This window comes from Mycobacterium sp. (assembly GCF_049281135.1).
Classification (GTDB): domain Bacteria; phylum Actinomycetota; class Actinomycetes; order Mycobacteriales; family Mycobacteriaceae; genus Mycobacterium.
The window spans coordinates 1-13,148 of the sequence record NZ_JBAPRN010000349.1 but is presented as its reverse complement, the minus strand read 5'-3'; the positions used below and the strand labels follow the sequence as shown (position 1 = coordinate 13,148).

General features: G+C 64.2%; 12 protein-coding genes and 1 pseudogene. 9 read left to right on the top strand and 4 right to left on the bottom strand.

The genetic code is table 11. The features are described from left to right. From WAN02_RS14040 to WAN02_RS14030, 3 genes and pseudogenes are all read left to right on the top strand, one after another. A pseudogene (locus tag WAN02_RS14040) lies at nucleotides 1-481 on the top strand (hypothetical protein); the annotation flags it as partial. Nucleotides 482-512: 31 nt separating this feature from the next. Beyond that, the gene (gene lpdA, locus WAN02_RS14035; protein ID WP_422264801.1) at nucleotides 513-1,907 is read left to right on the top strand and encodes a dihydrolipoyl dehydrogenase; all 1,395 of its coding nucleotides are present in this window, start codon (nucleotides 513-515) and stop codon (nucleotides 1,905-1,907) included. Between the two features lie 5 nt (nucleotides 1,908-1,912). After that, a complete protein-coding gene (locus tag WAN02_RS14030; RefSeq protein ID WP_422264800.1) occupies nucleotides 1,913-2,203 on the top strand; it encodes a hypothetical protein in 291 nt (96 codons plus the stop codon). Here WAN02_RS14030 and WAN02_RS14025 read toward each other — a convergent pair. Together WAN02_RS14025 and ramB are read right to left on the bottom strand one after the other, a co-directional pair. Then, nucleotides 2,194-2,757, bottom strand: coding sequence for a carboxymuconolactone decarboxylase family protein (locus WAN02_RS14025; RefSeq protein WP_422264803.1), 564 nt, complete (start codon nucleotides 2,755-2,757; stop codon nucleotides 2,194-2,196). The two genes, WAN02_RS14030 and WAN02_RS14025, sit on opposite strands and share 10 nt — an antisense overlap. A 74-nt stretch (nucleotides 2,758-2,831) precedes the next feature. Then, nucleotides 2,832-4,244, bottom strand: a complete 1,413-nt coding sequence (gene ramB, locus WAN02_RS14020) for an acetate metabolism transcriptional regulator RamB (protein WP_422264799.1) — start codon at nucleotides 4,242-4,244, stop codon at nucleotides 2,832-2,834. A 191-nt stretch (nucleotides 4,245-4,435) separates the two neighbouring features. Here ramB and WAN02_RS14015 point away from each other — a divergent pair, with 191 nt between their 5' ends. From WAN02_RS14015 to WAN02_RS13995, 5 genes are all read left to right on the top strand, one after another. Then, complete coding sequence (locus WAN02_RS14015) at nucleotides 4,436-5,230, top strand: acyl-ACP thioesterase domain-containing protein (RefSeq protein ID WP_422264798.1); 795 nt, start codon at nucleotides 4,436-4,438, stop codon at nucleotides 5,228-5,230. 264 nt (nucleotides 5,231-5,494) lie between these two features. Further along, nucleotides 5,495-6,781 (top strand): isocitrate lyase, encoded by a 1,287-nt coding sequence (gene aceA, locus WAN02_RS14010; RefSeq protein WP_422264797.1) that lies wholly within the window; start codon nucleotides 5,495-5,497, stop codon nucleotides 6,779-6,781. A 111-nt stretch (nucleotides 6,782-6,892) separates the two neighbouring features. Further along, nucleotides 6,893-7,753, top strand: coding sequence for a 3-hydroxybutyryl-CoA dehydrogenase (locus WAN02_RS14005; protein WP_422264796.1), 861 nt, complete (start codon nucleotides 6,893-6,895; stop codon nucleotides 7,751-7,753). A 172-nt stretch (nucleotides 7,754-7,925) separates the two neighbouring features. After that, a complete protein-coding gene (locus WAN02_RS14000; protein WP_422264795.1) occupies nucleotides 7,926-8,858 on the top strand; it encodes a cyclopropane mycolic acid synthase family methyltransferase in 933 nt (310 codons plus the stop codon). 89 nt (nucleotides 8,859-8,947) lie between these two features. Continuing rightward, a complete protein-coding gene (locus tag WAN02_RS13995; RefSeq protein ID WP_422264794.1) occupies nucleotides 8,948-9,835 on the top strand; it encodes a cyclopropane mycolic acid synthase family methyltransferase in 888 nt (295 codons plus the stop codon). On the opposite strand, the gene WAN02_RS13990 is transcribed toward WAN02_RS13995, so the two are convergent. Together WAN02_RS13990 and WAN02_RS13985 are read right to left on the bottom strand one after the other, a co-directional pair. Beyond that, nucleotides 9,832-10,905, bottom strand: coding sequence for a prenyltransferase (locus tag WAN02_RS13990; RefSeq protein ID WP_422264793.1), 1,074 nt, complete (start codon nucleotides 10,903-10,905; stop codon nucleotides 9,832-9,834). The genes WAN02_RS13995 and WAN02_RS13990 overlap by 4 nt on opposite strands. An 18-nt stretch (nucleotides 10,906-10,923) precedes the next feature. Continuing rightward, nucleotides 10,924-11,625, bottom strand: coding sequence for a TetR/AcrR family transcriptional regulator (locus WAN02_RS13985; RefSeq protein ID WP_422264792.1), 702 nt, complete (start codon nucleotides 11,623-11,625; stop codon nucleotides 10,924-10,926). Between the two features lie 286 nt (nucleotides 11,626-11,911). On the opposite strand from WAN02_RS13985, the gene WAN02_RS13980 reads away from it, so the two are divergent. Further along, nucleotides 11,912-13,148, top strand: a 1,237-nt coding sequence (locus WAN02_RS13980) for a DUF445 domain-containing protein (RefSeq protein WP_422264802.1), incomplete at its 3' end; no start/stop codon positions are given.

The window sequence follows — 13,148 nt, the reverse complement described above, 5'->3', positions numbered from 1 at the left end:
GGGCCGGCACCGCTACCACGAGATCGTCGACCCGGAAGTGGCCACGGTGTTGGAGGCCATCGCAGAGATTGCGCCGCCGGCCCCGGTGTCCGTTGGGGATCAGCAGGCCGCTTGCGCGCTGTCGGAGGCCCGCACCTGTTACGACCACCTGGCCGGACGCCGCGGCGTGCAACTGCGCGACCGGCTGCTGGCCGTCGGAGCGATCCGTCGCCTCGACGACCGCGACCATGAGCTCACCGACCGCGGGCAACATCTGGTCGAACGGCTGGACATCGACCTGGCCGCCCTTCGGGCCAGTCGGCGGGTGTTCGCCCGCTCCTGCGTGGACTGGACTGACCGTCGTATCCACCTGGCCGGGGCGCTACCCGCCGCCATCACCAGCGTGTTCATCGCCCGCGGCTGGCTCAGTGATGCGCCGGGGCGCAGCCTGCATGTCGCCGAGCGCTTCGACGACAAGATCGATGAATGGCTGGCCGCCTGATGGGCAGAGTCAGGCGATTAGGGTAGGTGCCGTGACCCACTATGACGTTGTCGTCCTCGGAGCCGGACCTGGTGGATACGTCGCGGCCATCCGCGCCGCGCAGCTTGGACTGAACACCGCGATCGTCGAACCGAAATACTGGGGCGGAGTCTGCCTCAACGTCGGCTGCATCCCGTCCAAGGCGCTGCTGCGCAATGCCGAACTCGCGCACATCTTCAACAAGGAAGCCGCGGCCTTCGGCATCAGCGGCGAGGTGACCTTCGACTACGGGGTGGCGTTCGACAGGAGCCGCAAGGTGGCCGACGGCCGGGTGGCCGGCGTGCATTTCTTGATGAAGAAGAACAAGATCACCGAGATCCACGGCTACGGCAGGTTCACCGACCCCCACACGCTGGCCGTCGAACTCAACGAGGGCGGCACCGAAACCGTCACCTTCGACAACGTCATCATCGCCACCGGCAGCAGCACCCGTCTGGTTCCCGGTACCTCGTTGTCGAACAACGTTGTCACGTATGAAGAACTGATCCTGTCCCGCGAGCTGCCCGAGTCGATCATCATCGCCGGCGCCGGGGCCATCGGCATCGAGTTCGGCTATGTGCTGAAGAACTACGGCGTCGACGTGACCATCGTCGAGTTCCTGCCGCGCGCGCTGCCCAACGAAGACATCGATGCCTCCAGGGAAATCGAGAAGCAGTTCAAGAAGCTCGGCGTCAAGATCCTCACCGGCACGAAGGTCGAGTCGATCGCCGACGACGGCTCGGTCGTCACGGTGACCGTCAGCAAAGACGGCAAAACCGAAGAGCTCAAGGCTGCGAAAGTCTTGCAGGCCATTGGTTTTGCGCCCAACGTCGAAGGCTTCGGACTTGATGCGGCCGGCGTCGCGCTGACTGATCGCAAGGCGATCGGGGTCACCGACTACATGCTCACCAACGTCGACCACATCTACGCCATCGGCGATGTCACCGGATTGCTGCAATTGGCTCACGTCGCCGAGGCACAGGGCGTGGTGGCAGCCGAAACCATCGGCGGCGCAGAGACTTTGGCTCTCGGTGACTACCGCATGCTGCCACGCGCGACGTTCTGTCAGCCGAACGTGGCGAGCTTCGGACTCACTGAGCAGCAGGCCCGCGACGAGGGCTATGACGTCGTGGTGGCCAAGTTCCCGTTCACGGCCAACGCCAAAGCGCACGGTGTCGGCGACCCGAGTGGCTTCGTGAAGCTGGTCGCTGATGCCAAGCACCTCGAACTGCTGGGCGGGCACCTGGTCGGCCACGATGTGGCCGAGTTGCTGCCTGAGCTGACGTTGGCGCAGAAGTGGGACCTGACCGCAAACGAGTTGGCGCGCAACGTCCATACCCACCCGACGATGTCGGAGGCGTTGCAGGAATGCTTCCACGGCCTGACCGGCCACATGATCAACTTCTGACGCCGATGGCCAGGTCCAGAGCGGTGCGAGCGGAATCGGTTTGGGCCGCGCTCGGCGGTGTGCTGGCCGGTTACGTGCTGTGGCTGGTGGCTTTCTCGATCGGGGACTTCCTGACGACGGCGGGTGTGTGGGGTCCGATCGTGCTGGCGGTGTCGGCGGTTTTTGCGCTGGGCGCGGCGCTGTGGGCTCGGCGGGTGCGGGCGCGGGGAAATCTAACCCTGGCGGCGTTCGCATTCGGGTTGCCGGTTCTGCCGGTCCTGCTGACAGTGTTGGTGCTGGCCGACACCTATCTGTGATCGCCCGGGTGGTCCAGCGGGATCTCCAGGGCCGACATGGTCGCTGCCAGGCAGTCGTATTGCCCCGCCAGTAAGCAGAATTCGATGAGCTGACGCCGGTCGAGGTGATGGGACAGCTGCTGCCACACCTCGGTGCTGATCGAGCGGTTGAGGATGAACTCATCGGTGGCGCGTAGCAGCGTCTGTTGCCGGTCAGTGAGTTCTTCGGCGTTGCCCGCGGCGTTCGGCCAGGCGAAGATCAGCTCCTGCGTGCGATCGTCGAGTCCGCGACGGCGTCCCATCCAGCGGTGGTGCTGCAGCTCGTATTCCGAATCGCGCAGGTGCGCGACGCGCAGGATCACCAGCTCGGTGTCGACCAGCGGTAATCGGCCGCGTAGCAGCACGGCGGAATACGGCATCATCGACAGGAACAGCCGCTTGTGCTGACCCAGCGTGGCGAACAAGTGCATCTTGGGTGCGCGCACGGTGCGGGCCGCCGACTTCGCCAAAACCCAATTGATCGGGCCGAGTTCACGGAAGCCACCTGCCGGGATGCGACCACTGTGCTGGCTCATCGGCCGCTTTCCCCCGCAAGCGGGAGGTGCCCCCACCGCATCGCTGCGCTCTGCATCGTCGCCGGCGGGATCGGTCATGGGTGCTTCACCAAGTACGGCGACACGGTGCTGCGGTGCTCGTCGAGATCGAGTGCCCGCCCCAGCGCGGGGAACGCTCGCTGCGGGCAGTTGTCGCGCTCGCAGACCCGGCAGCCCGCGCCGATCGGTGTGGCGATGTTGCCCGACAAGTCCAGTCCTTCCGAGTAGACGAGCCGGTGGGCATGCCGGAGTTCGCAGCCCAGCCCGATCGCGAAGGTTTTCCCGGGCTGACCATACCGTGATGCGCGCCGTTCGACGGTGCGGGCCACCCACATGTAACTACGTCCGTCCGGCATCTGAGCGATCTGAACCAAGATCTTGCCCGGGTTGGCGAACGTCTCGTAGACGTTCCACAGCGGGCAGGTGCCGCCCGCCGACGAGAAGTGAAAACCGGTGGCGGACTGGCGTTTCGACATGTTGCCGGCGCGGTCGACGCGCACGAACGACAAAGGCACGCCGCGCATCGACGGCCGCTGCAGCGTGGACAGCCGGTGGGCGATGGTCTCGTAGCTCACCGCGTAAAACGCCGACAGCCGCTCGACGTCGTATCGGAAGTTCTCGGCGATTTGGTGGAACTGTCGGTACGGCAGCACCGTCGCGGCAGCGAAGTAGTTGGCCAGCCCAAGCCGGGCCAGCTTGCGGGACTCGTCGCTGGTGAAGCCGCCCTCATCGACCAGACCGTCGATCAGCGCCCCATGTTCCAGGTAGGCCAACTCCGCGGCGAGCTTGAACGCATACTGACCCGACGGCAGGTGTCCGCCGATCTCCAGCGTCCGAGTCTCCGGGTCGAAGCGGTGAAGGACGTTGTCGCCCAGATCGATTCGCTTGATCCGGACATCGTGCACCGACGTCAGCCGGTCGGACAGGTCGCGAACCAGATCGGCGCGGTGCATGCGCATCCGCACCGTGAGCTCCTCGGCCGCCGTGTCCAGCTCGTGCAGGTAGTTCTGCCGCTCGTAGAAGTAGTCGCGCACCTCTTCGTGTGGCATGGTGATCGACCCGCTGCCGCTCCCGTCGGAGAAGCGGTCCTCGGTGGCGGCCGCCAGCTGTGTGGTCGTGAGCCGGTACCGCCGGTGCAGGTTGACCAGAGCCCGCGCCAACGCCGGGTGCGAGCTCACGACGTCGGCCAGCTCGGACTGGTCTACCTCGACGCCGAGGTCGTGGTCGAGCGTGACCTCGCGTAGCTCGGCAAGCAGCCGGGTGTCGTCCTGCGAGGCGAAGAACGTCGCGTCGACGCCGAACACCTCGGTGATTCGCAGTAGCACCGCGACCGTCAGCGGCCGCACGTCGTGCTCGATCTGGTTGAGATAGCTGGGCGAGATGTCGAGCATTTGCGCCAGCGCCGCCTGGCTGATTCCGCGCTCGCCGCGTAGCTGCCGGACGCGCGAGCCAACGAATGTCTTGGCCATCGGGCCAGCGTACCCGCGTTGCGAAGACTGGGTTAGCAAGATTTGCACAGCCTCGCGGATTGGCACCACAGCAAGGTCGTTTGGCATCATTCTGGCTTGGGGGACCTAAGCTAGGCCAGCTACCAGCCACGGAGTTATGTCGTGTTGCGCAGACCGAAGGCCCAGCGTGAGAAGCAGCGGGGAGTGAAACCGTGAGCTTGGACAAAGTGATGATGCCGGTGCCCGACGGGCATCCCGACGTCTTCGACCGGGAGTGGCCGCTGCGCGTCGCCGATATCGACCGCGAAGGCCGGCTTCGCTTCGATGCCGCGGCTCGCCACATCGTGGACATCGGCCAGGATCAGTTGCGCGAGATGGGGTTCGAGGAAACTCATCCGCTCTGGATTGTGCGACGGACCATGATCGACCTGATCCGTCCCATCGAGTTCGGCGACATGTTGCGAATGCGGCGGTGGTGTTCTGGCACCTCGAACCGGTGGTGTGACATGCGGGTCCGCATCGACGGTCGCAAGGGCGGCTTGCTGGAGTCCGAGGCGTTTTGGATCAACTTCAACCGGGACACCCAGACGCCGGCACGCATCTCCGACGACTTTCTCGACGGCCTGCGTAAGACCACCGACGTCGACCGGCTGCGGTGGAGGGCATATTTGAAGGCCGGCAGTCGCGAGGACGCCGCGGAGATCCACGAGTTTCCCGTTCGATTCACAGACATCGACTTTTTCGACCACATGAACAACTCTGTGTACTGGAGCGTCGTCGAGGACTACCTCGCGTCGTACCCGGAGCTGCTGAAGGCGCCGCTGCGGGTGACCATCGAGCACGACGCCGCGGTGGCACTGAGTGACAAGTTGGAGATCATCTCGCACGTCTACCCGCCCGGCGCGACCGATCGCTTCGGCGAGAACCTGGCCGATCGCACTGTTAGAACGCTCACATATGCCGTCGGCGACGAGACCAAAGCACTCGCGGCGATCTTCCCCCTTTAACCGTACGAGCGTTATGCAAACGCCGGTTCTGACCTGCGGATTTAAGTTACCGGCTGGTAGAAACTGAACCGTTTCAGTTCGCGAGCATCTTTGCAAAATTTGCAAAAAACGCCTGATCCCTAGCCAAAATTGGCACGAAAATGAGTGGACCAGCGCTGCTGACCTGTGCCATCTTCGTGTTAGCAAATCAGCAACGATGCTGGGGGCCTTAGCAAGCCTGGAAATTCAGGGTCCTCAGATCACCAACTTTTGAGGAGCAGTGCTATGTCGAGCGTTGGCACGCCGAAGAGCCCCGAGCAGATCCAGAAGGATTGGGACACCAACCCACGCTGGAAGGGCATTACCCGGACCTACACCCCCGCCGACGTGGTGGCGTTGCAGGGTTCGGTCGTCGAGGAGTCCACTCTGGCCCGCCGTGGCGCCGAGGTGCTGTGGAGCCAGTTGCACGACCTCGAATTCGTTAACGCGCTCGGCGCACTGACCGGCAACATGGCCGTCCAGCAGGTTCGTGCCGGCCTGAAGGCCATCTACCTGTCCGGTTGGCAGGTCGCCGGCGACGCGAACCTGTCCGGCCACACCTACCCCGACCAGAGCCTCTACCCGGCCAACTCGGTGCCGCAGGTGGTCCGCCGGATCAACAACGCACTGCTGCGCGCCGACCAGATCGCCAAGGTCGAGGGCGACACCTCCATCGAGAACTGGCTGGCCCCGATCGTCGCCGACGGTGAGGCCGGCTTCGGTGGCGCGCTCAACGTCTACGAGCTGCAGAAAGCGATGATCGCGGCTGGTGTCGCGGGCTCGCACTGGGAGGACCAGCTGGCCTCGGAGAAGAAGTGTGGCCACCTGGGCGGCAAGGTGCTGATCCCGACCCAGCAGCACATCCGCACCCTGACGTCTGCCCGCCTGGCCGCCGACGTGGCTGACGTGCCGACCGTGGTCATCGCCCGCACCGACGCCGAGGCCGCCACGCTGATCACCTCCGACGTCGACGAGCGCGACCGTCCGTTCGTCACCGGTGAGCGCACCGCCGAAGGCTTCTACCGGGTGAAGAACGGCCTCGAGCCCTGCATCGCCCGCGCCAAGGCATACGCGCCGTACTCCGACCTGATCTGGATGGAGACCGGCACCCCGGACCTCGACCTGGCCCGCAAGTTCGCCGAGGGCGTCAAGAGCGAGTTCCCCGACCAGCTGCTGGCCTACAACTGCTCGCCGTCGTTCAACTGGCGCAAGCACCTGGACGACTCGACGATCTCGCGGTTCCAGAAGGAACTCGGCGCGATGGGCTTCAAGTTCCAGTTCATCACGCTGGCCGGCTTCCACGCGCTGAACTACTCGATGTTCGATCTGGCCTACGGCTACGCCCGCAACCAGATGAGCGCCTACGTCGAGCTGCAGGAGCGCGAGTTCGCCGCCGAGGAGCGGGGTTACACCGCCACCAAGCACCAGCGCGAGGTCGGCGCCGGTTACTTCGACCGGATCGCGACCACTGTGGACCCGACGTCGTCGACCACCGCGCTCGCGGGCTCGACCGAAGAAGGTCAGTTCCACTGAGCTGAGCCAACTAAGCCCAGGCCGTAGCCAAAAGCAATCGGCTTGACAGCGCAGGCCCCGCCCGGAAACCCTGGGCGGGGCCTGACGCATATTGAGAGGACAACTTCGACAGTGAGCAATGCGATTGAGCGGGTCGGCGTGGTCGGTGCCGGGCAGATGGGCGCGGGCATCGCCGAGGTATCGGCAAAGGCCGGCGCCGACGTGGTGGTCTTCGAGCCCACCGAGGAGCTGGCCGCCGCGGGCAAGGCCCGGATCGAGGCGTCGCTGGAGCGGGCCGTCAGCAAGGGCAAGCTGCCCGCCGACGAGCGCGACGCGACGCTGGCGCGGCTGCGCTACACCACCAAGCTGTCCGAGCTCGCCGACCGTCAACTGACCATCGAGGCGATCGTCGAGAACGAGGCCGTCAAGGCGAAGGTCTTCGCTGAACTCGACGAGGTCATCACCGATCCGGACGCCGTGCTCGCCTCCAACACCTCGAGCATCCCGATCATGAAAATCGCTGCGGCGACGAAGAATCCGGGCCGCGTGCTGGGTCTGCACTTCTTCAATCCGGTTCCGGTGCTACCGCTCGTCGAGTTGATCAGCACGCTGGTCACCACCGACGATGCTGTGGCGCGCGTTGAACACTTCGCGAGCGATGTGCTCGGCAAGAAGGTGGTGCGCTGCGGCGACCGTTCTGGCTTCGTTGTCAACGCGTTGCTGGTGCCCTACCTACTGTCGGCCATCCGGATGGTCGAGTCGGGTGCCGCGTCGGTGGAAGACGTCGACACCGCCGTCGTTGCCGGACTGTCGCATCCGATGGGTCCGTTGCGGCTTTCCGACCTGATCGGTCTGGACACCATGAAGTTGATCGCCGACGCGATGTACGACGAGCTCAAGGACGCGCATTACGCCCCGCCGCCGCTGCTGCAACGCATGGTCGAGGCCGGTCAGCTCGGCAAGAAATCCGGCAAGGGTTTCTACTCCTACTAGGGTCCGCTGGTTGCGCTGCCGCGATCCCTCCGGTTTTCGGAAGATACCGCCGACACATTAGACTTGCGTCAGCGGTTACTCTTGCTCCTCGGGGGTGGGGCGTAACCTCATTTCCGTGTCGAGCAGACCGGCGCAGTCCCTTGCAATAACTCATTCCGATTCAGGACAAACGGTGTCAGATACCTCTAGCGCAACGCCCAGTGCCCAATCCAAGTGGCTGTCCAAGTCCGCGTCGCAGACTCGCGGCTCGGACAAGAAGGAAGTCCAGTTCCACTACGACATCTCCAATGACTTCTTCCGGCTCTGGCAGGACCCGTCCCAGACGTATAGCTGTGCCTACTTCGAGAAGGACGACTACACGCTCGAGCAGGCGCAGCGCGCCAAGGTCGACCTGTCCCTCGGCAAGCTCGGCCTGAAGCCGGGCATGACGCTGCTCGACATCGGCTGCGGGTGGGGTTCGACGATCATGCGGGCGGTGGAAAAGTACGACGTCAACGTCATTGGATTGACGCTGTCGGAAAACCAGAAGCAGCACATCGAGGATCACTGGTTCGCGAACTCGACCAGCAAACGCAACATGGAAGTCCGTCTGCAGCCGTGGGAGGACTTCGACGAGCCGGTCGATCGGGTGGTGTCAATTGGCGCTTTCGAACACTTCGGCTTCAACAAATACGACGACTACTTCAAAAAGACGCTCAATTTGATGCCTGATGACGGCGTGATGATGCTGCACACGATTATCATTCCAAGCGATGAGGAGATCAAAGAGCGGCAGCTGCCGTTGACGATGTCGCGGGTGCGGTTCATCAAATTCATCATGGACGAGATCTATCCCGGCGGTCGTCTGCCGCTGGCCGCGCAGGTCGAAGACAGTGCGACCAAGGCGGGGTACACGGTGACCAAGAAGCAACCGCTGCGTCCGCATTACGCCCGCACGCTAGACACCTGGGCCAGCAATCTGGAAGCGAAGAAGGACGAGGCCATCGCGGTCACGTCCGAGGAGATCTACGAGCGCTTCCTGAAATACCTGACCGGTTGTGCCGACCTGTTCCGCGAGGGCTACACCGACGTCGTTCAATTCACCTGCGAAAAAGCTCCTGCGTAGCCGGATTGACCAAAGTGCGTTATACAGATCGTTCGCAGCATACGAACCTGGCGACCCGAAGACGGGTCATTTTGAAAGGCCAATCTCAGATGACGGAAAGCGGGTCGGAGGGCTCGTCGAAACTGCGGCCCGCCTATGAGGACGTCCAGGCCCACTACGACACCTCCAACGAATTCTTCGGCCTGTTCCAAGATCCGACGCGCACGTACAGCTGTGCGTACTACGAACGCGATGACATGACGCTGGAAGAGGCGCAGATCGCCAAGATCGACCTCGCACTCGGCAAGCTCGACCTGAAGTCCGGCATGACGCTGCTCGACGTCGGCTGCGGTTGGGCGTCGGTGATGAAGCGCGCGATCGAAAAGTACGACGTGAACGTGGTCGGGCTGACGTTGAGCAAGAACCAGCGCGCTTTGGGCCAGGAGATTCTCGATTCAGTCGACACCGATCGCTCGCGGCGCGTGCTGCTGCGCGGCTGGGAGGAGTTCGACGAGCCGGTCGACCGCATCGTCAGCATCGAAGCATTCGAGGCGTTCCCCAAATCGCGCTACAAGGCCTTCTTCGACCTGTGCTACCGCATCATGCCGAGCGACGGCCGCATGGTATTGCAGACGATCATGGGGCACCCGCTCAAGCGTTGGCCGGAGATGGGCATCCCGATCACCATGAGCGATCTGAAGTTCATGCGGTTCATCGCGGCGGAGATCTTTCCCGGCGGCGCGGTGCCAAGCGACGACGATGTCATCGAATACTCGACCAACGCAGGTTTTTCGGTTGAGCGAACGCAGAAGATGACCGCCCACTACGTCCGGACCCTCGATACCTGGTCGAAGGAACTGGAAGCCGCCCGCGACGAGGCCATCGCGGTGACCTCTGAGGAGGTCTACGACCGATACATGCGCTACCTGATCGGCTGTTCCGATTTCTTCCAGCGCAACGTCTCCGAGGTCGGCCAGTTCACCCTGGTGAAGAGCTAGCGCCCAGGGCTACCCGACATCTGCCAATACACGTGCGAGAAGTCGCCGAAATAGTGGAGTAAACCGGACTGTAGTAGCGCGGCTATCGCCAGGCCCAGCACCAGCAAGGCGCCGGCCAGGCGCACGTGCACCCAGGCCAACGCCGCGTACCACAGCGGCCACACCGGGAAATTGGCCGGCGGCTCATCGGGCGGCGGCCGACGGAAGTATGGCCACTCCTTGACCAGCCGCGGCAGCGCCAGCACGACAATCAGGGCTGGCCACGGCATCGCCTTGGCCAGCACCGCCGCGACCACCAGCAAGTAGAAGCCGACCATCATCGCCAGCGTCACGGCGCGCGCCCGCGCCTCGCCGAAAATCACCGGCAGCGTGTGAATGCCCAGCGGCTCGTCGTAGGGGATCTTGTCGATGTGCTTGCCCATCAACACCGTCGTGCAGAGCAGCCCGTAAGGCAGCGACGCCAACAGCACGGTCCAGCCGACATGGCCGACCGCCGAGTAGTAGGTGCCGCAGACCATCAGCGGGCCCCACACCACAAATACATCGGGTTCACCGAGCCCGCGCTTCTTCAGCCGCACCGGCGGCGCCGTGTAAGCGACGCTGAGGATGAAGCCGGACAAGGCGAACGCGATCACGGGCCAGCCGCGCGCCCAGGTCAGCACGATCAGAATCACCAGATCGGCCAGGTTCACCAGTCCGATCGCGACAAGCAGGGTGCGGCGGCTGACCAAACCCGACAGCACCGGATGCGGGGCATAGAGCGCGCGCGGATAGGTGTTGCTGTCCAGACCGGTCTGAGTGTCGAACAGATCGTTCATCAGGTTATTGACGGTGTGCGCCAACAAGATTCCGATGATCGCGAGAGTGAGCCAGCGCCAATCCAATCCGGGCTGCCCGACCGCCAGCAGCGCTGCGAGCAGACCGGCGAACAACGTCATCGGCAGCACCGCGGCGCGGGTGATGACGAGCCACCGGGTGACGAAGTCGACCGGCCCGTCCGGCGGCGGATTGGTAGTGCGCAGGGCGTACGCCCAGGAGCTGATGCGCGAACGCGCCCTGACATCAGTCATGGGCGCCAACGTAGTCCGCTAGCTGTGCAACGGCGGCACTATCGGCGAGGGGTGCGGTTGGCCGCGGAATTTCTCCAACGAGCCGGCGACCTCGGCGATCCCGCACAGCGCGCTCCAACTCAGCATGGTCAGGTAGTCGATCAGCTCGTCGGCGCTCATTCTCGGGTCCAGCAACCAGGAGTGGGTAGCCAGCTGAACGCCGCCGACGATCATGTAGGCCCACGGCTCCACACCGCCGAGATCCATGCCCTCCGGGCGCATGCGACGGCGCAGCATCACCGCCAGCATGCGGGCGATGATGCGCTCGGAATCGGCGACGACCTTGTTCTTACCGGCGGAGTTGTTGGCCATCACGAACCGGTAGGGCTCCGGTTCGTTCGCGACGGTCTCGACGTAGACCCGGATGACTTCGCGGGTCAGCTCGAAGCCGTCCAGGTTCGTCGACAGCGCCTTGGCCATGTTGGGGATCAGCGTGATTTGCGCGAACCGCATCATCACGGCGGTCGTCAGGTCGTTCTTGTCGACGAAGTAGCGGTAGAGCACGGTCTTGGAGACGCCGATCTCGCCGGCGATCTCGTCCATGCTGACGTACTGGCCGCGGCGCCGAATGGCTTCGATGGTCCCGTCGATCAACTCGTTGCGGCGTTCCACCTTGTGCTGGTGCCATCGTCGCTTCCGGCCGTCTGTTTTTGCCAATCCGGCCGGCACCTGCTGTGCCACTATCGCGGGTTCCTATTCACTCGTTATTCTCGATAGTACGGCTAAATTTCAAGGATTTCTCGCCTGGACCTCAGACAACAGCGTTGTGCCTGCGAGGCGGTAACTGTTACCTCGGAAAACTGGCCGGCTCTCGCGCAGATCCGGCGACCGGCGTCGTCACCGAGCGGCCATTTCGATAGCGGATGATGGTGGGGTGGCAGTCGGACTGAACGGGGGACCCGCTCCGGGACCCAAACACCGGGCCGATCCGCAGCGCCCGCCGACGGCGCAGGCGGACCCCTCCAGGCTGCCGCCCGGGCCGCAGACCAAACCCGCTTCTCTGGCGGAGTCATTCGCCGGGGCAGACCCACAAGCCGATGCCGAGCGCCGGCAGGGACTGCGGCGGATGAAGGTCGTGGCGTTGAGTTTTCTGATCGGCGCCACCGGGGTGTTCCTTGGTTGCCGGTGGGCCCAGTCCGCCGGCTTCACCGAGGCCTGGGTCGGCTACGTCGGAGCCGCCGGGGAGGCCGGCATGGTCGGTGCGCTCGCGGACTGGTTCGCGGTGACCGCCTTGTTCAAGCACCCGTTGGGCATCCCGATCCCGCACACCGCGATCATCAAGCGCAAGAAGGACCAGCTCGGCGAGGGCCTCGGCACCTTCGTGCGGGAGAACTTCCTCTCGCCGGAGGTGGTCGGCACCAAGATCCGCGACGCGCAGATCCCGAGCCGGCTCGGCAAGTGGCTCTCGGAAACGTCGCACGCCGAGCGGGTAGCTGCCGAGTCGGCCACCGTACTGCGGGTGCTGGTGGAACTGCTGCGCGACGACGACGTCCAGCAGGTGATCGACCGGATGATCGTGCGGCGCATCGCCGAGCCGCAGTGGGGCCCTCCGGTGGGACGGGTGCTGTCTACGCTGCTCGCCGAGAACCGGCAGGAGGCTCTGATTCAACTGCTGGCCGACCGGGCCTTTCAGTGGTCGCTGAACGCCGGAGAGGTGATCCAGCGGGTGATCGAGCGGGATTCGCCGACCTGGTCTCCGCGATTCATCGACCATCTCGTCGGCGACCGCATCCACCGCGAGTTGATGGACTTCACAGACAAGGTTCGCCGGAATCCGGAACACGAGCTGCGACGGTCGGCGACCCGTTTCCTCTTCGAATTCGCCGACGATCTGCAGCACGACGACGCGACCATCGCGCGGGCCGAGGCGGTCAAAGAGCAGCTGATGTCGCGCGAGGAAGTCACCAACGCCGCGGCGACGGCCTGGACGACACTCAAGCGGCTGGTGCTCGAAGGGGTCGACGACCCGTCCAGCGCACTGCGTACTCGTGTCACCGACGCGGTGGTGAGTATCGGCGAATCGCTACGAGACGACGCGGAATTACGGGACAAAGTCGATAACTGGATCGTCCGCGGGGCCGAACATCTGGTCAGCCAATATGGGGTAGAGATCACAGCGATTATTACCGACACGATCGAGCGTTGGGACGCCGAGGAGGCCAGCCGGCGCATCGAGCTGCATGTGGGCCGTGACCTGCAGTTTA